Genomic DNA, 20,608 nt, shown 5'->3' with positions numbered 1-20,608 from the left:
TGTCAGTGCATTTGTTAAACGATTTGTGGGAACCAAGCCTAAGCAATACTTGCTGAGAATTTTGTTTGGATGACTAATAAGATAGCCCCGACAGACATGGATTATGAACCCTGAGGTTCAAGTGGGTAGCGGATGAATCGGTTCAGGCTTCCCACTCAAGGTGGGCTTGCACAACGCCGATTTCAGGATGCTTCCCATGCTGTTAGCATTGGTTCTAAAATCACTTGCTATCGGGTTAAGCTGATTATACCATGGGCATCTCGCTCAAAGTCAAGAATGGCGCTGGTTTTCCCTGTATCTTCTTCACTTTAATGTGTTAGGTGAAGTTTTGGGAGGGATATTTCAACCTTACAAGCTGAAACGAATATCTTGGCTAACAGGGAAGTGCAAACTGAGAATAGTCGATTAAACTTTTGATTAAGTGAGCCAAACGCTATGAAAATCTAGAATGGCTGTTTGATTCCCAAGAATTTATCGTTTACCATGTCCTGACTATGCCAACTAAAAGATTCTTCTCCCGTATTTTATTAGAACAACCAACATAAGAGGTTATGATGGTAGCAACTGCATCAAATATGCTTCCACTGGGGAGCAAGGCGCCTGACTTTACTTTAGTGGATACTCGAAATGATCAATGGGTTTCCCTCACTCAGATTAAATCACCCATTGCCACGGTGATTATGTTTTTATGCAATCATTGTCCCTATGTGAAACATATTCAAACAAAAATCGTAGATTTGGCTGAAATGTATCAGAAAAAAGGAATTCAATTTGTGGCGATCAGTTCCAATGATGCAGAAAAATATCCTGCAGATGGCCCAGAAAAAATGCGAATTGAAGCGGAACTATTTCACTATCCATTTCCTTATTTATACGATGAGTCCCAAGAGGTTGCAATAGCATATCAAGCAGCATGTACCCCCGATTTTTATGTTTTTGATAAGGATTTGTTTTGTGTCTATCGTGGCTGTTTGGATGAATCAACACCTGGGAATAACAAACCAGTGACTGGCTCCCACTTACAAAATGCCCTGGATAATATTCTTGCTGGAAAACCAGTAAGCCCCGACCAAAAACCGAGCATAGGGTGTAATATTAAGTGGAAGGAGCACATGTATGGATAATACACTGCTCCTCGCTCAAGCTGGGCTTGCGTAACGCCGATTTCAGGATGCTTCCTGGGCTGATTATAACCATGGCCATCTCGATTAACGTCGAGAATGCTACTGGTCTTATGTCTATAGTGACAGATATTCATCTTCTCTATCTTCATTATCTTCGTTTATAGAACTCCATTTTTCTTTGATTTGAAAAAACGCTTCTCTATTAAATTTCGAAGAAGGCGTTAATGATCTAAGCTTATCGTGAAAGAAAGAAGAAACTTTATCAAAAAGCGAAGTCACTCCATCTTGTATTTCCTCCAGAATGGACGATGTTCTGCTTACTGTTGGGGGGTCGGTCCTCACAAGGAAGTTTTTTAGACGAGTCAATTGAGTTTGGATTCCATGTTTTAAAGTGTGAATTAGTTCTTCTAATTTATGGTGCTGTTCACTTCTTTTGGGTGGATCAACGATCCCTAAACGAATTAATTTTTTATACTTCATCTTTGAAAGAAGTGGGCTGGATTCGGGGGCATTACCGCGGGGTTCAAGTTCCTGTGAAATCTTATCGTGCTCTTTGTCAATTTCTTTTTGGGTTTTTGAGGCCAGTTCTGCTTGATTCCTGTCTATTTCGTCTAGCAGCATATAATCAGGGTTATAAGACGTTGAGGTAGTTGCTTTCTGACAATTTGCGATTGTTTTATCCATACCGGCTAGGCCGCTACAGCCCTTGACTATTTTTCCTTCACTATCCAAAACAAATGAGTTTTTTTCATCCGTACTGAAGGTAATATCAGTCACGGTAAAATTCAGGGGAAGGTATGCATCATCTTGTTCACAACGCGCCCTTAGGTCAACTACTTTATTAAATAACTTATCAAGATCCTCTAGAACTTCTCGTGTATGCGTTGATAGTCCCTCTTTTGTTTTTGCCAAACGATAGACAGGGGTTTTTTGCACTGCGGCATAAATTTGACAAGCGGCATCAAAGTTTTTTCGAGCAACCAGTTTTTCAGCCATTAAAAGATAACGCTCCACGGTAACTGTTCGTTCATCCATTGTTTTTTTTGCAAGAATGTCGTTGAGCACAAAATCAGCCACTTTATCATAGCTCTGAAAGAGCGCTCTCGCACGCTGCGCTTCGACGAGCATTTTGCGACGTTCTGCTTCAACATAATAGTCAAGAGGTATAGGTTTCATCTGCTCAATTGCAGCTATTTGCTCTGAAGATTCCTTTTGGACTTGTTCAATTTCTTTTTTTATATCCTCTTCGGAGAGTTCTTTTTTTTCTATTTCTGCTATTTTTTTTGCCGTTTCGGCCTCAATTGCCTTAATAGCCAGTTCCTTAGGCATTGTTTCCATTTGTTCAATAGCAGTTATTTGCTTTGATGATTTCTTTTTGACGTGTTCAATTGCTTCCTCCATCTCCTCTTTAGGGAGCCCTTGTCGTTCTATTTCTGCTATTTGTTTTGCAGTTTCAGCCTCAATTGCTTTAATTGCCAGTTTCTTTGCTTTTTGGAACTTGTCTTTTGTAGCTGCTGCCAGCGCGTTTTCTCGAAAAAACTCATCAGGCTTATTCAGTACTTCCAAAATACTTTGAGCGTAAGTTCTTGAGCCTTCAGTGGTGATGGACGCAAAAGTATCCATCATTCTATTCATTAGATATCGGTTTATATGTTTTATGGCCCTCATTTCACGCTTGTTTAAATGCTCATCATGAAGGAATAATGCATCAAATGCTTCGCGAAATTTTGAAAAGCCATGGATATTTATCAAGTTTTGACAATGTGCTTTGAAATCATCGATTTTGAACGGGCGAAATCCAGCAATAAGGATCCGAAGAGCGTCTGGAAGCTCGGCTTCCAAGAAATTACCATTCCTAAGCGGGTCATCATGTGTTGCATTTTCTGTGAGATAACTTAAATCATCCAGGTTTTCTTCTAGGGTATCCAAAGCTTCAAATACCTCCATTTCATCTTCCTTTAGAGAGGATTCAATCGATGTTTCCAATTCAGTAAATAATCCATTAAGTTGATCAAAATCCCTTTTGAAATGCGTGTTTTTTCTGCGATTTGCTACTTTATGTCGCATCTTATCACCTAATTCGATATACTACGTGTATAAAAAGTATAGGCTAAAATAGGTTCTTCAATGTTCTAATAGTGCTTATATTGTTAAAAAATAATATAAAGAGCTATTGCAATTCATTTTGATTGCAAGAATTTTTTTCTTTATAGAGTTAAGTAAGCTTCAGAAACCAAACTTGGAATTGTAATAATCTATGCTATTTTATGATCTCTAAAATTAAAATTTTTCAGGATCAGCCATTTCCCAATGAGCTTTATAAGTCTTGGGAATATCAGAGCCTAATAGTTGGCCCGGTGTAAGATATTCATAAATTTCATTAAAGGATTTAACCTCTTGTACGTTGACTCGTCTCATGATGTGATTAGGTTTCAAATCGCTGGGGTTATCTAAACCAAGAGACCCCACCATTTCCAAAAAGCTTTTCATGGTGTTTTTATGGAAATTGGCTACTTGATGTTTTTTCTGATCGACAACCAGGCCATATTGTAATCGTTTATTTTGTGTTGCCACTCCTGTAGGGCAAGTATTTGCATTGCATTGTTTGGTCTGCAGACAGCCTGCAGCCATCATCATGGCTCTGGCCGCATTGCACATATCGGCGCCCATGGCGATATTGGTAAGTAAATCAAATCCATTTGCAACTTTACCACTGCAGATAATACGTATTTTGTCACGTACATTAATTCCTACTAGCGCATTATGCACAAAGACTAAACCTGCTTCTAAAGGGGTACCGATAAAATTAACATATTCCTCCGGCGCAGCGCCTGTTCCCCCTTCTGCTCCATCAACGGTGATAAAATCAGGTAAGATGTTGGTTTTCAACATGGCCTTACAAATGGCAAGAAATTCATCTCTACGGCCTAAACATAATTTAAACCCTATGGGTTTTCCATGCGATAAGTCCCGTAATTTTTTTACGAAATGCAGTAACCCTACTGGGGTAGTAAAAGCAGAATGAGCAATTGGGGAAATGACATCATGACCCATAGATACTTTTCTTACTTTAGCGATTTCTTCGGTTAATTTGGCGGCAGGTAATATGCCTCCATGAGAAGGTTTGGCTCCTTGGGATAACTTAATTTCTATCATTTTTACTTCTTTACGATTGGCTTCAACGGCAAATTCTTTCTCATCAAAATTTCCTTGCGCATCGCGGCAACCAAAATAGGCTGTCCCGAATTGAAATACCAGATCACCGCCTTGCAAATGATAGGAGCTTAATCCCCCTTCGCCGGTAGCTTGGTAAAAACCGCCAATGAGCGCCCCCTTATTCATAGCCATAATTGCTTTGCCAGACAGTGCGCCAAAGCTCATGCTGGAAATATTAAATCGCGAGGCATTATACGGTTGCAGACAATCTGGTCCTCCCACCATGATTCTTGATTCCACTTCTGAATGATGTTTTGGAGCTAGAGAGTGGAGAGCCCATGTGTAACCCACGCTTAAAATATCGCGTTCCGTACCAAATGGAACTGTATCACGAGTATTTTTTGCACGTTCATAAATGAGCGAACGTGTTTCACGATTAAATGGGAGTTCGCTTTCATCAGTGGCAATAAAATATTGTTGAATTTCAGGACGAAGAAATTCTAGAAAATAGCGCACATGGCCTAAGACTGGGAAATTACGCAGGATGGTATGTTCTTTCTGAATCAGATCATAGATCCAGATTATGATAATGGGAATAAGAAAAGCGATAAACCATTTGATGCTATGAAACATAGCGAATAGGGCGAGCATAATTAATAAAGCTACCCCAAACCCTATATACCATTGGCGTCTCATTTTAAGTCCTTTTAATCAAAATTGGTTTCCTCTTATTCAGAGAGTATCTTCCTGCTTTATAGAAGGCAGAAGCACTTTTGTAATTTGCAGTAAAATTAATCAAAGTCTGGAATACATTCCGCCATCTCACTGCCACCCACCATTTTGTTGATTTTATTTTCTAGTGAGTTAATAAATTGTGTCACCTGATGTTGCTGATGCGCTTGTTTGTTTTTGCATAATATTAATTCATGGCTGATATCAAGTGCAGCAAGTAACAATGTTTGGAAATTGTCCAGATGCTTTGATTTCTTTTTATTAATCATTATTTGGTTATTTAATTTCTGCACGGCAAGCAGTAAATTAGGTTCTTCGCCTTCTGGGCACTTAATTTCATAAGTTTTATTTAGTAGTTTAACAGTACACGATTTCATCTGCGTCATGATAATAAGACCTTTGCAATTCCATAGAGAGCTTATATGAATAGTAACAATTTTGCTCGCAAGCAGCAATTAGTAGGGTGAACGCTTGCGTTAAATCGGTTATCATTGGGTATTTTCTATAAATGAGTTGAATATGTCTGAAGAAAGAGAACATTTGCATTTGCCCAATTATGATGAATTTTCTGCAACGATTGATGTTTTGGTGTTGCACATATCTGCCAGTTTATTGCATGGAATGATGTGTGGCTACCTGTGTGCCGGTGCTGACAGTCAAGGCGAGGCCTATTTACGTGCTTTATTGAATAATAAAAAAGATGAAGCCAGCAGGAATGCTGTTTTAGCCATGTTTTCTGTTTTTTCTATAAGCCAGCAACAAATTAATACGATGGATTTTGAATTTGAAATGATGCTGCCTGATGATGAGGAATCCTTGCTGGTGCGAGCGCAAGCTTTTAGTGAATGGTGTGAAGGTTTTACCCAAGCCCTGACTCTGGCTGGCATTAGCGCCAACCAGTTTCACGAAGAAGAAGCACAAGATGCATTTCAGCATCTTATTGAATTTGCTGAACTTGATTGTGATACATTGGATGTGGATGAAGAAGATGAACGTGCGTTAATGGAAGTCAGCGAGTACGCACGAATGGCCGTGCTTCGCTTACACAGTGACTTATTAATGAATGAGAAAGAGCGTGGCGGTCATACTGGAATAACTCATTAAAAAGGATGTTATTATGATTTCCCAACAAGAATATCAAGCAAGAAGAAACAAATTGGCGCAGAAACTGCCCAATGACAGTATCGCCATTATTCCTGCTGCTCATGAAGTATTACGTAATGGTGATGCGCATTATCGTTTTCGACAGGATAGCCATTTTTATTATTTAACTGGATATAATGAGCCTGATGCATTGTTGGTTCTCATCACAGGAACAAATCCCCAAAGTATTTTATTTAATCGTTCACGTAATCCCGCAGAAGAGCAATGGACTGGAAAACGTCTAGGACAAGATGGGGCTTTATCTGAACTGGGCATGCACGCGGCTTTTCCAATAGACACTATTGCTGAAGAATTACCCAAATTATTAAATGGAAAATCTGCGATTTATTATGCTCTTGCGCGAAACTCAGAAATCGAAAAAACAATCATGCACTCATTGGTGACGCTTAAGGAGCAAGTACGACGGGGGGTTAAAGTTCCTGACCAGTTGTGTGATTTGGAGCCTATACTCGGTGAAATGCGTTTATTTAAAAGTGACGCTGAACTGGAATTAATGCGCCGAGCAGCAAGTATTTCTGTTAAAGCGCATGAGCATGCAATGCGTCGCTGCAAACATTTGGAACATGAGTATCAACTGGAAGCGGAGCTTGTTTATGAATTCAGTCGCCATGGTTGCCGCAGTGTAGCCTATGATCCTATTGTAGGCTGTGGTGAAAATGCTTGTGTTCTACATTACACAGAAAATAGTAAACCCTTACATCGAGGCAGTTTGGTACTTATTGATGCAGGAGGCGAGTATGAAAATTATGCTGCAGATATTACGAGAACGTTTCCCATCAATGGTAAATTCAGCCCAGAACAAAAGAATATCTATGAATTGGTACTCAAAGCACAAAAAGCTGGAATCGCGGCAATTAAACCCAGTTTGCCTTGGAATGCAGTGCAACAAATTATGGTACGTATTTTAACCGAAGGGCTAAAGGAGTTGGGCATTTTACAAGGAGATGTGGAAGAGCTAATTGCTAAAGAGGCTTATAAACCGTTCTACATGCACAATTCTGGACATTGGTTGGGACTCGATGTTCATGATTGTGGTCTTTATAAAATTAATGGCGAATGGCGCCCTTTAGAACCTGGAATGGTTTTAACTGTCGAACCTGGGTTATACATTAGCTCGAATATTCCAGGAGTAGATAAACGCTGGTGTGGTATTGGTGTGCGTATTGAGGATGATGTAGTTGTAACAAAAACAGGCCATGAAGTATTAACTGCGGCATTGCCTGTGGAGGTACATGAGATTGAGGCATTAATGCGTGATTAATAAAGAAATTGATATATTGATTATAGGTGGTGGTCTAACCGGTGCAACCTTAATGCTTGCTTTACAAGAATTAGGCTATAGTACTTTGTTGGTAGAAGCCAAGCCATTTAGTGATAAAATAAAATCTGATTTTGATGCCCGCTCCTTAGCGCTCTCACCCGCAAGTCGGCGTATTTTAAATATGCTTGGAGTTTGGGATCTCCTTAAGGATCATGCAACGGCCATAAACACAATCCATGTTTCTGATCAACATCATTTTGGGATATCGCGCCTGCAAGGAGAGTTAAATGCCCCTTTGGGTTACGTTGCGGAAATGCAACATATAAATCAAGCTTTGCATCAATTATTATCTCATGACCGGCTTATTGCTCCAGCGAGCTTACATTCTTTGGATTATGAGAACCATTTGGCAACAATTCTCACGGATTCCGGAGAACTAAATATTACGGCACGTCTTATTGTTGCCGCAGATGGTGCGCAATCTGCAGTACGTCGTTTCTGTTCGTTACCGGCAAAGACTAAGCTTTATGGTCAACACGCGATTGTAGCTAATGTGGGCTTGCTTAAGCCGCACGAGCATCGTGCTTATGAGCGTTTTACTGCACGTGGACCTTTGGCACTTTTACCCATGCAAGAAAACAGAATGTCTTTGGTTTGGGCTGTTTCTCCCAAAGAGGCGGAACACTTGTTGTCTTTAACCGAAGCTGCATTCTTACAAGAGTTACAACAGACTTTTGGTTATCGCTTGGGTCGTTTTGCTAAAGTAGGCAAACGTTTTTCTTATCCTTTACAACAAGTTTTAATGCCAATGCAAATCAAATGGCCAGTAGTTTTTGTAGGTAATGCCGCCCATACATTGCATCCAGTAGCAGGGCAAGGGTTTAATCTGGGGCTTAGAGATGTGGCTACTTTAGCCCAATGTATTGCTGAGCAAGGGCTTAATGCAGAGATGTTGCACCATTATGTGCGATTAAGATCGCATGATCAAAAAATCATTACCCGGTTAACAGATGGTTTAATTCAAGTGTTTACCAGCCGTTTTCCAGGGTTAGGTGTAGCCCGTGGGTTAGGATTGATGGCTCTTGATAATATTCCTGCTTTGAAGAACCTTTTAGCACGATATGCACGAGGGTTTGGGGGAGTAATTCCTGATTTGGTTTGTGAAATTGCTTTGCCAAAGCTACAAGAACAGTTATGAAGGAAAAGAAATGAGTCTGCAATTTAATGTATTAATCATTGGCGGCGGTATTGTAGGTTTAGCCGCTGCCTTGGCTATGGCGCAGCGTGGTTACTCTGTAGCAGTTATTGATGCGGGTTCATTAAAAGTTGATAGCAAACGCTCCGATACTCGAGTTTATGCGATTAATCATGCGTCACAGACACTGTTGCAGCAATTAAATGCCTGGCAGCATTTAGACAAGAAACGTTTTTCTCCCTACAGTCGTATGTATGTTTGGGACGCAGCAAGTGGAGCGTATATTGATTTTGATTCTCGTTACGTTGGCGCGCAGAATCTGGGAAGCATCGTTGAAGAGTCCATTTTAAAAGAAGCGTTATTGCAGCAAGTTTCCGCACAATCGTCCATTCATTTATTTCCTGACAATTGTGTCGAGGAACTATTTAGTGAGGAAGCAGGAGTTAAAGTATGCAGTACTCAACAGACTTGGGAAGGACAATTATTAATGATCGCCGATGGCGCCAATTCACCAGCACGGCAAAAACTTAAAGTGCCTCTAACCAGCTGGTCTTATGATCAGCATGCATTGGTAGCTACTGTATCTATCGAAAAGCCGCATCAACAAACGGCTTATCAAGTCTTTCATACAGATGGTCCTTTGGCATTTTTACCGCTTGCCGATGCATATCAATGCTCCATAGTTTGGTCCACCGATCCCACGCATGCGAAAAAATTAATGAGTCTTTCAGATGAAAAATTTAATGCGTCCTTGACACAGGCTTTTGCTAAAAAGCTAGGTCGGGTAGAGGTCATCAGCACGCGTCATCAGTTTCCATTACAGATGCGACATGTGAAACAGTATACAGGCGACCGCTGGTTGCTTCTTGGCGATGCAGCACATACGATCCATCCTTTAGCAGGTTTGGGTTTAAATGTTGGGCTGGCTGATGTAAGTTCCTGGATTCGGCATTTGGATGCAGCCCAAGATACCCTTTTATCCAAAAAGGCATTAGGCGCTTATCAGCGTGAGCGTAAACATGAGGTATGGCAAATTATCATGTTGATGGAAGGGTTCAAACGTTTATTCAGTAATTCTTTTACACCACTTGTTGCTCTGCGTGGTTTGGGTTTAAGTTTATGTAATGGATTTACCTCTATAAAGCGGTTATTTATTCAACATGCACAAGGGATACAGCATAAAGAAGCATAGCAAGTGGACAGAAAGAGTAGTTTATTTTTTATTTAATCATACTGCTTAATATTTATTTAATATTTCTTTTATATAATCTCCTTCAATCTAAATTTTAGCTTAGTAATTTGAGGGGATTATGTTCGCAAAATTTTATTCTTGTAAGTTTTTTGATAAAGGGGCAAGCATTGGTAGACGTTTTTTAGAGATGGGCGACCCTGTAATCGGAAATGAAATAATAAAACTTCAAAAAACTTCTTTACTTGTACGTGTAGATGGACGAGCTCCTGATATCTTTCACCAACAAGGCGGCATTCTTCCCCGTGTTCCAAAGACTCAATTGCTAAATGTTCGCCATTCCACGGTATGCGAGTATCAACGATTTAATAAAGATCCTTTTGGATGGGGTGCTTGTACCTCTTTAAAAGATTTAATGGTTTTTATGGACAAAAATAAATCACAAGCACAGAACGCATGGATACATAAGTTTTATGGTAAATCAACGTCACTCATGATGTTAAAATATAAAACAGGCATTGAAAGTGAAGGACATGATAATGAAAATGAAGAGCTCATTGTGGAACATATTCCATTCAGCCAGTTTATTGCTTCTACGTGTCCCAAATACAGAGAAAAATTCATGAGTGGCGGTTTAGTACCTAATGTCATGCATGACTATAATCCTGAGCTGCCAAAATCAATGCGCATGAGTGATTTACTTACTGAAAAAGATGTTCTTACCTGGTTATTGATCAACAATGCGGAGCAGACATTTGTTGCGCTTTGCAAAACAGTATACGCTGATATGCCTAAAGACATGTTAGAACGATTTTTTCAACATGAACCACAAATTCTGAGCGCGATTAGCAGAGCCTTGGAAGCAACAAGCGCATTACAATTGTAAGCTCTTGGATTTTAAGTCTACTAGCTCAGCGTCAAACGTGCTGCTGATTTTGACCGGAATATGATGGTCAGAGTCAAGCAGCAAGGGATTTGCTAGTGGTATTTGATCGATACGCAATGATGAGTTTAACCCTATCATTGCTTCTACACTACCAAATCCCCACTCGTTTCCTATATAGGCAAACGCATCTGAAGGATTAACTGCACAAGCAAAATAGTGTTCAATTTCTTCTTCCGTAAACTCCAGGACATCCCGATATTGTTGATATACTTCAATGTGTTCAATTGGTTTATCCATAATGGAGGCAAACTGTTCTTGAAACTGCTCACTAAAAGTGGGGAATTCAATTTTTGCAATCCAAGGATAAGAGTTTTCCTGCAGCAACTGTTGAAATGCACGAAGATAATAGGGATAAAGAAGATGTTGTATGTCATATTGACCATTCACTTTCGCAAAAAAACCCATCCCTACTGCAGTAGCTTTTAATAAAGCAGGTTTTCCTGCTTCTTTAGCCGCTTCATTAACTGCAGTAAGCAGCATCGAAATATCTTCCAACTGATGTCGAAAATATGCAGCAGATATAAAAAGTACCGCATTTTTTTTAGTAAAAGATGAATGAAATTTGTTAGGAGCTGAACGTGCAAGAAATGGAAATCCAGTTCGAATACGAGTAAGAAATTCGTTTGAATCATGGGGGCCAAGGGATGTTTGCGCCTCTTTAAAATCAGTTGGTAGATTTTTAAATAAATGGGCGAACATTGGATTATCAATTTTAGAGTTTATTGGATCCAGCATGAATAACGAATAATGCAGATAAGGATTTTCAAAAGTGGCACCCGCAAGGGAAAAGATCCCTACATCATAGGGGTTTTTCTTCATCTTTCTTCCATTCATTGCAGGATAGCCGCCTGAAGCAAAAACAGAGCTATTGGAAAAAACAATTTTTTTCCCTGCAGACAATCGTTCTGTAGGAGATAAAAGTTCGGGATGTGTTAATGGAATGCGTGCAAAAAAATCAGGTGCTTGCGGAAATGAGATTCCATTTTGAAACACACCATTTCTATCTCCGGAAACGTTGATTGCGGGTATTTTGGTTAATGCTCTACGTAGAGAAAAAGGTGCATCGGTATCATTATGAGTAAAATAATGTTGATTATAAAATATTTTTGCGGATTTTTGCGTTTTGTCGCGCAGGGGTTGAGGAAAACGTTTATCTAACCCACTCGCTTTAAATTGTGTATCAAGCCATTTCTTTGGGGGCATTGGCTTGGCGGGAATGGTTGGACGAAAGAGCGTTTTTAAAAACATATAAATCCTCAACATGCTTATTTCTGTCAAAGTTATATCATATCTAAGGTAAATTGAAAACAAAATGACCATTCTTTTAAAGACTGATCATGAATTGCCTTGTGAAAATAATAATGACATAATGGTTAATTATTATATTATTAAGGATAGCCTCTATGTATAGTCGTATTTTTGCTCAGACTGGCGCTGGTTCTGTTAAAAGATTTTTTGTTTCTTCTGCCAACAATATTCCTAATATTCGCCTCGGACGTATGGCCCCTGAGACAACCATTGATACTATTGAACAGGAATTACATACAGAGTTGAACGAAAAGGGATTGATAAAATTAGGTAAGACTTTAGAAGAAGAGCAAAAAATTTTACAGGATCTCCAGGCAAAGCAAAAAGATAGTTTAAATCAAATTAAAGAAGCATGTGTTACTCCTGCACAAAAGCGACTCGCTCAAGGATATAGTATTAACGGATTGTTCTGGAGTCTGAAACAAAAAGAAATGAATCAAATTGCAACAAAAGAAGTGTTGCAAATTAGGGAAGAGACTATTGACTGGCTAAAAGCACGACAAGAGTTGTATGCTGCACTCAAACAGAGCCACAATAAAACCCCTGAGGGTTCTGATAGAAGTTGTTCACTAAGTTGAAAAATGCCTTTGCTGAAGACATGGGCGCTAAAGCGATCGTCATTTTCAACAAAATGTGTGAACGTCACAATATGACTTATCACAATATAATCTGAAGTGAATCATCTATTTTAACTTACAAATAGAATCGCAAAGAGTCTTTTCGTCTAACAAATAGCTGGACAGACTATTTTTTTTTATTAAAATTCGCCGCAAATACCAATTATGAAGAATCAAAATGACACGAGCCGTTAAATTTTTAAATAGGGTAGATCGAGAGCAAGCTGCTGTGGAAATGAGTACAGAACAATTAGTTTTTTTCCCCGAGGAGAGCGAGTCCCAACTCAGGCTATGTCATTATTTGCAGAATCATTGCTGCCAGCCAGGCTTTAATTATCTATCCACAGATTATGATAAGGATGTAATTATAGCTGCGGCTCCTAATCTTGGTCCCAAGCAGCTGGCAGTATATGCTGGCAAAGCATTTAAGAAAGGAGAAATTGTTGGGGAAATAAAAGGTATTGATTTATTCGGTATTAGAACTAATACCGAGATAGATCGGTTGGTCAAAGAGTATCAAGGAAATTCTACCTTTATTTGGAAATTGAATTTAGATGATCAAGATAAATATGCTGTAGTAATTGATTTGTTGGAAGCAGGGACAAGTACACGCTGGGTGAACCATGCGAAAACGCCCAATTTAAAAGTAAAAGTCATTTGCCATCAACAAAAAGATGAGTTCGGAAATACTCAATTTGATTACCATGCCTATTATGTTGCAACCCGAAGAATTGCTTTTGCTGATGAGTTGACTATTTCTTATGGAGATGAATATTTTACAAAAGCGCGTCCTCAAATCATACGCCAACCACAAACTTTGGTTGAAGTCCTGCATGACTTGGCTAAAACACAAGATCAAGAGCTGACAACAAGTACAATGAGTACGCGAGAAGAAATAAAAAATTTTTTCAGCTTGCTAACTCAAAGAGCAGATATGCGAAAAAAAGAAGCTAAGAAGCAAATGTATTTGGATAAAAATTCAGATCCTAAAATTTATGATTTGCACCAATTAGAAGATGTGGCGCGCTTTCAAAAAAATCAAAAAATGGAACTGCAAAGAAACTCACCTTACCATTTAGTGATCGCACCTACAGAGCGAGGGAAAGGAGAATATCGTTACTCTTTATTTAGTGGACAGAAAATTCCAGCGAAAAAAACACTATGCCAGCTCGTTGGTCAGCAAAGGGATGATGTTCCTAAAAGGAGCAATGAGATGAACTTGTGGGCCATGCAGCAAGGTATTGATATAAATTATTTAGTGCAGTCCAGTAAGGGTGGATATCTTTATATTAAAGAAAAAGCATCAGAAGCCTATTGCCTCGAAGGGGCGAAGCAGGAACATGAAGCGAATGTTCGCTTTGATTTTAAAACCAATTCCTATATAACCACCCGTGAAATTCAACCAGGTGAAGAAATTCTTGCCTTTTATGAAGATTATGATTATAGCGCTTCACCTACGACCTTGTCGCAGGTGGTAGCTGATTTTAATGAATCCCAATATTATTACCATGCTACATGGGGTGAAGCCGGAATTAATATGGAGTATGTGATACCCAAAACTCCTGGTTATAATTTAGATGAGTTTGCGGAGCCAGTTTTCTCTTCTGAGAAAGAGCATATGGATGAGGCGAGCGTAACATTTGGTCCTGATTTTGATGAACATGAAAAAATCCTAACTCCCGGTTTTAATTTTGATGCCGTTGAACAAGAGCACCCTCAAAGTTTGGAAGAAGAAGAGTATCCGCAGGATTTGGAGAAGGAGTATCCTCAGAGTTTGGAAGAAGAGGAGCATTCAGAGGCTGAGGAAAGCGGTCTTGAAAAGATGAAATCAACTTGGCGTCCAACGTTTCAATTCAGTGGAAATTCTAATAAAAAGAAAAGAAAATATGCTGACGTCACTGTGGATGAAAATGAAAAAGGTATTGGCAATACGACATCATATTCTATTTAAATTTCAGTGGGGTAACTCAATTTGTCTGGGGATCCCCATAAATTAGTGTTACTTGCGTCAAGATAAGTGAGATAGTAACCATAGTGATATTGATCTGAATTTTAGTGAGCGCACCAGTATAAACAATAACTTGCAGAACAACATATTTTTGGGGTATCGCAAGGAAGCCATCGATTAGTGCTTATTGATAGGTATGGCGATAAAATTTCGAGAAAAATTTACGTTTACTTCATGCGAGCAAAATGTTCACGGCTAAAGGCTACTTTTTCAGCAACTGTCTCATTAGGGTGTTCTTGATGGTGTGCTTCGATCGCTCGATAGCGCTTTAAGCCTCCTTCCCTGTTTGCGATTTGAATATTTAAGCCTGGACGCGCATTCAGTTCGAGCATTAAAGGCCCTTGTTCTTTATCAAGGACGATATCTACACCAAGATAACCCAGACCAGTTAGTTCATAGCAACTGGAGGCGATCTCGAGTATTTTATTCCAATAGGGTACTTCTATATTTACAATGGGATTCAACGTGTCCGGATGATAATCGATGATGTCATTGTGAAATACTCCGCCCAGGGTTTTCCCAGTGGCGAGGTCTACTCCAACACCAATTGCTCCCTGATGCAAATTTGCTTTTCCACCGGACAAACGAGTCGGAAGTCTCACCATGGCCATGGCTGGATAACCCAATAAACTAATAATTCGAATATCAGGAATACCTTCGTAGCTTACTTCGGCAAATACGGGGTCTACTACTACTCGTTTCTCGATAATTGCATAATCTGAAGAGCCGCCAAGGCTATATGCTCCTGAAAGCAGGCACGATAAATGATAACTAAGCTCCTGGGCTGTGGTAAGTTTTCCATTAATTTGCCGATAACGGCCATAGACTTTATCTTTAAAAACTAAAATACCATCGCCGCCAGAGCCACGTGCGGGTTTCACCACGAAGTCAGTATAAGGCTCTAAGCGTTCCTCTATAGTTTTAATTTGTTGCTCCGTTTCAATGATATCGTATAAAGGTGGAACCGCGATGCCAGACTTTAGAGCCAGCTTTTTTGTTTTTAACTTATCATCAACCAGAGGAAACAGTTTTCGTGGATTGTAGCGCAATACAAAATCCGTATTGCGCTGGTTAATGCTTAATATTCCATGACTTTTTAAACGGCGAAACAGGGTAATCATTCTACATGTCCCGCAAGTGATTTAAAGCGCTTCAATTCGAACAATCGATATCCTCGATATTGTCCGAACCACAATATTAAAGCCAAAAGAACTAAAACCAATTCAGGGAAAGCGAAGATTAGATATTGTAAGGGTTCATAGCTCATTGCCCAATAAGAAATAACCGCGGCAACCAGACTGCCTATACCCGATTTTATGGCTTCTGAAGCGCCCCGCTCATCCCAAGTAATACACATGCGTTCAATGGTCATCGTTAAAATGACCATAGGGAATAAGGCAACCGATAGTCCTGCATCCAATCCAAGATTGAGACTGAATACACTAATAAAGATCATGAGTAAAATCACGACGGTAAGAATGGCCGCGAGTCGCGGTACTAAAAGTAACCTTAATTGATCCAGATAAAAGCGCGCCAATAAACCAAAGGATACAATAATGACAAAGAGGCAAATTCCCCAGATTACATGGGTTTCTCTAAAGGCTAAAGCGATTAAAACCGGCATAAAAGTCCCAAAGGTTTTAATCCCGATAAAGTTTCGCAGAATTAAGATAATAAAGGCACCTATCGGTACTGTTAATAAAATCTTATAAGTTTCCTGCACATTGACTGGCAGTTGCAATAATGAAAAACGCAACAGTTGTGAATCGGATTGCAAGCCTCGTGATTTGGCAATACTCAAGGCGTTTATGGGAGTGGGAGATACGGTTAAACTAAATTGAGCTTTTTTACCGCCAACTACGTTAAATACAGGTTCATTGCCATATTGCCAAATGAGAAAGTCTTTAGGCAGACCCGCGCCACCGGTTCTAGGATTAATATAAATCCAGCTTTTACCATTAAATACGGCTAAAAATGAGTTTAACTCGGCTTTGCTTTTCTGGGACAAATAAATTCCTTTTACTGGAATAGCAGAGATTTTAGACTGATTCAAAATTAAAATTGCTGCATTGATAAGGTGTTCATCACTAAAATCATTGCTTGTCAGTAACTTGGCATTTCCATCTTTTTTATTCAGCTCTTTAATAGTACTCTGGGCAAAGGTTTTAATATCTGCGGAGGATTGCCGTACCTGGCTGGTAATGGTTTCAACAGCTGATTTTTGGCTTTCTTCAAGCGGTTGGGTTTTGGCAGCTGGAGGAGTTGCTAATGGTGATTCATTTCCTTCAGCTTGACGAAAAATTGCTCTGTAATATAGAGATTGCGGGCCATGAGCACGTCTAATTGACCAAACTGTTTCCCGGTTATCTCCATTTAAGTTTGTTGTGACACCATAATTTCTTGATACGAAATATTCATCAAGAATAGCGAAATGTGGCGGTAAATAAGGAATATTAAAACTTGCTTTAATCGGTGTATTGGGATCTGCAACAAAACGCAAGTTGGATTCAACCATCCAACTGTTTATCGTTTCTGTGTCAGTTAAAGGCACATCGAGTACAAAGTGTCGATACAAAAAAATTCCTGTCCCAAGGATCAATAAAGTGAAAATAAGTCCATAAACATGACGCGTATTGTTTTTCATTGTTTCTTAAAACTCTGATTTCTTAATGTAAATGTGAGTGCTGGATTCACTGCACCATTAAAAGCAATGATTGCATCTCTTCCTAAAAGCAACGGATAGATGAAACGTTTGCGATTGGTTAAATTCACTTTAATTGTTCTAACTTTATCTCCAAGCTGTAAATTAAGTAGGACGACAGGGCGTTTGATTGGTGCATGTTCCATTATCTCTGATCCATGTTCTCCATCACGGACTTTAATTTTTACTCGACCTTTATATTCTGCTTCAAATACATATTCCCCACTTTTAGTAGGAACAATAAAACGTAAATAGGGCACGCCATTTTTAGTAATTTCAGTGATATTGGTTGCATTTAATGATGCGGATTTAGCTCCAGTATCTAATTTTGCTGATAAGGTTAAATCTTTCTCGGGAAACGAAACTTTCTCAACATAGCCATAAATTTGTGCTTCATTTGATGCCATAACAGGTCCAGTCATTAGTGCTGCCAAAATAAAGAGAGCAAGTATTGATCTCATTGAATCCTCTTTCCTGAGTTGTTTTAATATTTAGTGCAATATCGTAGCAGGTTTGCCTCCTAAGTCACAACCCGTAAGTAGGTTTAATGAAATATTTTTTGTACGAACTGCGTGTGATCTCTTTTATCGGATTGCAATAAACTTGTATCTTTTTGATTCATGATGAAACGATTATTGACATCAAGATCAATGATACATATAATCCGCCCCATCCTAACCCACGGCCCTTTCTGTGTGTAAGAATGTCTCTTAACGGCGAAGAAGATTCACCTTTAAAATCAGAAGAACTTGTTTTTCTCTTGGCAATCGCCGGCCGTATTGACGCGCAAAGTAGACTCCTCGCTCAAAAACTCGATAAAAACCGTTACATTTACCATGCATATGCCGTTGTAGATTCTCTAAGTTCCTCGTACAGCATGTTTAAATACTTTATGGAAGTATTTATTCGTAAGACTGATGCTGATTACATACACAAAATACTCACTTCTCCCGAAGGAATTGCTGCAATTGCTGCAGAAGCAATTTTTTTAGTGTCTTTTTCCTTCCTGGCAAGTGTTTTTGAGAAAGAAGAAAAGGATTCCGTAAAAAAATTCATAGCGACCGCTTGGCCCTATTTTCGCGATGTAATGAAGGGTTTGAAAAATGCTTACAAAGGTTGGCGAAGCACAGTGCAAATTTTAAGCCTGATCAGCGGCATGGACCTTAAGTATATGATTGTCCCTGTTGGATTGGCATTAGGTATATTTGCTGCTGCCAACCGATTTTGGATACGTAGCATGGTCGAGCATCGTAAAAAGCAAATGGATCAAAATAAAGAGCTTTTAATTGAAATCCAACAGTTGAGTTCCTTAACCCCATTAGATCGAGAATACTATTTATCACAAATCGAATATCAGTCTGATGAAGACCGAGTTTATGCTTATTTAGCGTTAGGGACAGGTGGTTTACTCGATGGTTTATATTTTTATGTTGGGGTGGTCAGCCTTGCTGTTCTTTCACCACACCTTCTTATCGCTATGTCAATCATTGGTGCGATTTATACACTCTCCTGTGTTATTTCACGAATTTATGAAGAATATGATTTTCAGTTACGCCTCGCAGCGACGCAAACTCGATGTAAATTAGCACTCACAACCAAAGAATTGGAATTGACTTATGCCAAATTGCTTGAGTTGCAAGACAAAAAAGAGAAAAAAGCGCCAGATTTACTCGAAATCGAAAGATTGAAAGGAGAGGTATGTAAGTTAATTAAGAACTTTGAAGAAGAGCGGCAATTATTAAAAGATCAAACAACGCACAGTTATTTAACCGCAGGTTTGCTAGGAATAAAGTATGGGTTATATGCTTATGGTGTATTGACCCAAATCTTATTTACGGTTACCGCAGTATTTTCAATCGCCGCAGTGAGCTTCCCCCCCGCCTTATTGGCTATATTTATCGTTTCTGGTCTGGTATTCATGATTGGGATGATGGCCTATACCTTGCATGCGCATTATCAGCATATGCAAAAACGAGAAGTAGAGCTTGAAAAAGAGCATTCTTACGACCAAATTCTGGAGATGAAGAAAAATATAGAAAAGGAAAAGGATGCTAAGATTTTAACTGCAGAGGATTTTGATGCATCATTAAAAGATGGACTGAAACCTGATCCTTCGCCGCAGACTTTTGTTCAAGAGTGGTTGGAAGTTATCCGTTCTTTTTTCTCGGGCTTATCCAAGGGGAATAATTTCTCTAATTTTGTAATGACCCCTTGTCAGGAAGTTGATTTCGAAGGAGATTATCATGATACGCCGGTAATGGGGGCATTGGCGATAGCGAGTGGCGTCTTGTTTTCATTAATTCTTGGACTGCGCGCTTTGGCACGCGGACTGGGTCGTCCGCCTAAAGGACAGGTTGTCGCTACTCCAACAGAAGGAACTGCTCCAGGCGATGAGTCGATGGATAAAATAAAAACCCAGCCGCAAGGGGAATCACGTGAGCGTAAAAGTAAAGCCTCTGATTCCCTGTCCCGACACGATTCACTTTTTTGGAATTTCTTTTCTCCTCGAAATTCAAAGCCTAAAAAACCTCCACAAGACCCAATACTGACTCATTCATTGAGCGATACCACTCTAAATCATTACCCTACTTTCGGCAGTACAATTCGGGGTTTAGATTAGGATCATTATACATTTTAAATTGATGATAGATTCTAAAAGTACGTTTTTGTGCTTTTACGTCTTCAAGTAGTTCCTTGAAACACTGGGCTAATTGTTCCAATTGTTGATTAATAATCGCTAATTTATGAGTACAGTTTTTCCGGTGCTCCTCCACAACGTCTTCACGCTTGGTTTGCAGTTCCATGTGATAAGATTTCAAGGATAAAATAGAAAGTCTGTCAATGATCATTCCCGGTGATTCAGAATGAACGGGACAAGTATGATAATCTGCAGGTTGCAGTTGGTTGAAAAGCCATTCATCCATTGCTTCCATGCGGTTATTACGTAATTGATTGAAGCGGTCAATTTCTCGTTTCGCTTGGTATACAAACTCATATCCCTGATCATCACGACGAGCCCTATCTTCTGCATGCCATAGTTGGTAGTTAAAAGCATGATTTTCTTCAACCAGGCGATAAAATTTTTCGTGTTGATGTACTATACCCGAAGCTTTCCATTGGCCGATGGCGTTTTTCTGTAGGGTGATGATTTTTTCGACATGAATGCTATCTGGCATATTTTATCCTGTATCTTTGAAAATGAATGCC

Annotated in this window: 17 protein-coding genes and 1 other RNA gene; 9 read left to right on the top strand and 9 right to left on the bottom strand. The window is 39.3% G+C overall.

Features of this window, described 5'->3' with window-relative positions; all coding sequences use genetic code 11:
- Window positions 1-79: 79 nt before the first annotated feature.
- Window positions 80-240, bottom strand: a non-coding RNA gene (ssrS, locus tag A8O27_RS04355) — 6S RNA.
- Between the two features lie 314 nt (window positions 241-554).
- Between ssrS and A8O27_RS04350 the strand changes: the two genes are divergently transcribed.
- Complete coding sequence (locus tag A8O27_RS04350) at window positions 555-1,124, top strand: thioredoxin family protein (RefSeq protein WP_058460790.1); 570 nt, start codon at window positions 555-557, stop codon at window positions 1,122-1,124.
- A gap of 114 nt (window positions 1,125-1,238) precedes the next feature.
- Here A8O27_RS04350 and A8O27_RS04345 read toward each other — a convergent pair whose 3' ends face one another.
- The 3 genes from A8O27_RS04345 to A8O27_RS04335 form a co-directional block, all read right to left on the bottom strand.
- A complete protein-coding gene (locus tag A8O27_RS04345) occupies window positions 1,239-3,191 on the bottom strand; it encodes a RasGEF domain-containing protein (protein ID WP_058460791.1) in 1,953 nt (650 codons plus the stop codon).
- Window positions 3,192-3,404: 213 nt separating this feature from the next.
- Entirely contained in the window at window positions 3,405-4,976 is a 1,572-nt protein-coding gene (locus A8O27_RS04340) for an FMN-binding glutamate synthase family protein (protein WP_058460792.1), read from the bottom strand.
- 95 nt (window positions 4,977-5,071) lie between these two features.
- A complete protein-coding gene (locus A8O27_RS04335) occupies window positions 5,072-5,398 on the bottom strand; it encodes a cell division protein ZapA (RefSeq protein ID WP_058460793.1) in 327 nt (108 codons plus the stop codon).
- Between the two features lie 133 nt (window positions 5,399-5,531).
- Between A8O27_RS04335 and A8O27_RS04330 the strand changes: the two genes are divergently transcribed.
- The 5 genes from A8O27_RS04330 to A8O27_RS04310 all read left to right on the top strand — a co-directional run bounded on the left by A8O27_RS04330 (window position 5,532) and on the right by A8O27_RS04310 (window position 10,707).
- Window positions 5,532-6,116: a UPF0149 family protein gene (locus tag A8O27_RS04330; RefSeq protein WP_058460794.1), complete on the top strand. Its 585-nt coding sequence runs from the start codon at window positions 5,532-5,534 to the stop codon at window positions 6,114-6,116.
- Window positions 6,117-6,129: 13 nt separating this feature from the next.
- On the top strand, window positions 6,130-7,437 hold the full coding sequence (gene pepP / locus A8O27_RS04325; protein ID WP_058460795.1) for a Xaa-Pro aminopeptidase: 1,308 nt from the start codon (window positions 6,130-6,132) through the stop codon (window positions 7,435-7,437).
- Window positions 7,430-8,635: a 2-octaprenyl-6-methoxyphenyl hydroxylase gene (gene ubiH / locus A8O27_RS04320; protein WP_058460796.1), complete on the top strand. Its 1,206-nt coding sequence runs from the start codon at window positions 7,430-7,432 to the stop codon at window positions 8,633-8,635. The genes pepP and ubiH overlap by 8 nt, the downstream gene beginning before the upstream one ends.
- A 10-nt stretch (window positions 8,636-8,645) precedes the next feature.
- Window positions 8,646-9,824 (top strand): UbiH/UbiF/VisC/COQ6 family ubiquinone biosynthesis hydroxylase, encoded by a 1,179-nt coding sequence (locus tag A8O27_RS04315; protein WP_058460797.1) that lies wholly within the window; start codon window positions 8,646-8,648, stop codon window positions 9,822-9,824.
- A 118-nt stretch (window positions 9,825-9,942) separates the two neighbouring features.
- Window positions 9,943-10,707 carry a hypothetical protein gene (locus tag A8O27_RS04310; RefSeq protein ID WP_058460798.1) on the top strand — a complete coding sequence of 255 codons (765 nt, stop codon included), beginning with the start codon at window positions 9,943-9,945 and terminating at the stop codon, window positions 10,705-10,707.
- Here the strand turns inward: A8O27_RS04310 and A8O27_RS04305 are convergent.
- The gene (locus tag A8O27_RS04305; RefSeq protein WP_058460799.1) at window positions 10,696-12,015 is read right to left on the bottom strand and encodes a hypothetical protein; all 1,320 of its coding nucleotides are present in this window, start codon (window positions 12,013-12,015) and stop codon (window positions 10,696-10,698) included. The two genes, A8O27_RS04310 and A8O27_RS04305, sit on opposite strands and share 12 nt — an antisense overlap.
- Window positions 12,016-12,170: 155 nt before the next feature.
- Here A8O27_RS04305 and A8O27_RS04300 point away from each other — a divergent pair, with 155 nt between their 5' ends.
- Together A8O27_RS04300 and A8O27_RS04295 are read left to right on the top strand one after the other, a co-directional pair.
- Window positions 12,171-12,653 (top strand): hypothetical protein, encoded by a 483-nt coding sequence (locus tag A8O27_RS04300; protein ID WP_064115064.1) that lies wholly within the window; start codon window positions 12,171-12,173, stop codon window positions 12,651-12,653.
- 217 nt (window positions 12,654-12,870) lie between these two features.
- On the top strand, window positions 12,871-14,643 hold the full coding sequence (locus A8O27_RS04295; protein ID WP_058460800.1) for an SET domain-containing protein-lysine N-methyltransferase: 1,773 nt from the start codon (window positions 12,871-12,873) through the stop codon (window positions 14,641-14,643).
- A 224-nt stretch (window positions 14,644-14,867) separates the two neighbouring features.
- On the opposite strand, the gene A8O27_RS04290 is transcribed toward A8O27_RS04295, so the two are convergent.
- Genes A8O27_RS04290 through A8O27_RS04280 form a run of 3 tightly spaced genes read right to left on the bottom strand, consistent with a single transcriptional unit; the run spans window position 14,868 to window position 17,862 of the window.
- Complete coding sequence (locus tag A8O27_RS04290; RefSeq protein ID WP_058460801.1) at window positions 14,868-15,821, bottom strand: alpha-L-glutamate ligase-like protein; 954 nt, start codon at window positions 15,819-15,821, stop codon at window positions 14,868-14,870.
- The gene (locus A8O27_RS04285) at window positions 15,818-17,344 is read right to left on the bottom strand and encodes an inactive transglutaminase family protein (RefSeq protein ID WP_058460802.1); all 1,527 of its coding nucleotides are present in this window, start codon (window positions 17,342-17,344) and stop codon (window positions 15,818-15,820) included. Before A8O27_RS04285 ends, A8O27_RS04290 begins: the two co-directional genes overlap by 4 nt.
- Window positions 17,341-17,862, bottom strand: coding sequence for an ATP-dependent zinc protease family protein (locus A8O27_RS04280; RefSeq protein ID WP_058460803.1), 522 nt, complete (start codon window positions 17,860-17,862; stop codon window positions 17,341-17,343). Before A8O27_RS04280 ends, A8O27_RS04285 begins: the two co-directional genes overlap by 4 nt.
- 242 nt (window positions 17,863-18,104) lie before the next feature.
- Here A8O27_RS04280 and A8O27_RS04275 point away from each other — a divergent pair, with 242 nt between their 5' ends.
- Window positions 18,105-20,021, top strand: a complete 1,917-nt coding sequence (locus A8O27_RS04275) for a hypothetical protein (RefSeq protein WP_058460804.1) — start codon at window positions 18,105-18,107, stop codon at window positions 20,019-20,021.
- Here A8O27_RS04275 and A8O27_RS04270 read toward each other — a convergent pair.
- Window positions 19,987-20,577, bottom strand: a complete 591-nt coding sequence (locus A8O27_RS04270; protein ID WP_058460805.1) for a DUF4254 domain-containing protein — start codon at window positions 20,575-20,577, stop codon at window positions 19,987-19,989. The genes A8O27_RS04275 and A8O27_RS04270 overlap by 35 nt on opposite strands.
- Between the last annotated feature and the right edge of the window lie 31 nt (window positions 20,578-20,608).

This window comes from Legionella bozemanae (assembly GCF_001648595.1).
Lineage (GTDB): Bacteria > Pseudomonadota > Gammaproteobacteria > Legionellales > Legionellaceae > Legionella > Legionella bozemanae.
The sequence above is the reverse complement of the archived record's forward strand: the minus strand, read 5'-3'. Positions and strand labels throughout refer to the sequence as shown.

Excerpts from the sequence above, each read along its gene's own strand:
- A8O27_RS04350 (WP_058460790.1), top strand. The coding sequence starts at position 555 with ATGGTAGCAACTGCATCAAATATGCTTCCACTGGGGAGCAAGGCGCCT.
- A8O27_RS04345 (WP_058460791.1), bottom strand. The coding sequence starts at position 3,191 with ATGCGACATAAAGTAGCAAATCGCAGAAAAAACACGCATTTCAAAAGG.
- A8O27_RS04340 (WP_058460792.1), bottom strand. The coding sequence starts at position 4,976 with ATGAGACGCCAATGGTATATAGGGTTTGGGGTAGCTTTATTAATTATG.
- A8O27_RS04335 (WP_058460793.1), bottom strand. The coding sequence starts at position 5,398 with ATGACGCAGATGAAATCGTGTACTGTTAAACTACTAAATAAAACTTAT.
- A8O27_RS04330 (WP_058460794.1), top strand. The coding sequence starts at position 5,532 with ATGTCTGAAGAAAGAGAACATTTGCATTTGCCCAATTATGATGAATTT.
- pepP (WP_058460795.1), top strand. The coding sequence starts at position 6,130 with ATGATTTCCCAACAAGAATATCAAGCAAGAAGAAACAAATTGGCGCAG.
- A8O27_RS04315 (WP_058460797.1), top strand. The coding sequence starts at position 8,646 with ATGAGTCTGCAATTTAATGTATTAATCATTGGCGGCGGTATTGTAGGT.
- A8O27_RS04310 (WP_058460798.1), top strand. The coding sequence starts at position 9,943 with ATGTTCGCAAAATTTTATTCTTGTAAGTTTTTTGATAAAGGGGCAAGC.
- A8O27_RS04305 (WP_058460799.1), bottom strand. The coding sequence starts at position 12,015 with ATGTTTTTAAAAACGCTCTTTCGTCCAACCATTCCCGCCAAGCCAATG.
- A8O27_RS04300 (WP_064115064.1), top strand. The coding sequence starts at position 12,171 with ATGTATAGTCGTATTTTTGCTCAGACTGGCGCTGGTTCTGTTAAAAGA.
- A8O27_RS04295 (WP_058460800.1), top strand. The coding sequence starts at position 12,871 with ATGACACGAGCCGTTAAATTTTTAAATAGGGTAGATCGAGAGCAAGCT.
- A8O27_RS04290 (WP_058460801.1), bottom strand. The coding sequence starts at position 15,821 with ATGATTACCCTGTTTCGCCGTTTAAAAAGTCATGGAATATTAAGCATT.
- A8O27_RS04285 (WP_058460802.1), bottom strand. The coding sequence starts at position 17,344 with ATGAAAAACAATACGCGTCATGTTTATGGACTTATTTTCACTTTATTG.
- A8O27_RS04280 (WP_058460803.1), bottom strand. The coding sequence starts at position 17,862 with ATGAGATCAATACTTGCTCTCTTTATTTTGGCAGCACTAATGACTGGA.
- A8O27_RS04275 (WP_058460804.1), top strand. The coding sequence starts at position 18,105 with ATGTCTCTTAACGGCGAAGAAGATTCACCTTTAAAATCAGAAGAACTT.
- A8O27_RS04270 (WP_058460805.1), bottom strand. The coding sequence starts at position 20,577 with ATGCCAGATAGCATTCATGTCGAAAAAATCATCACCCTACAGAAAAAC.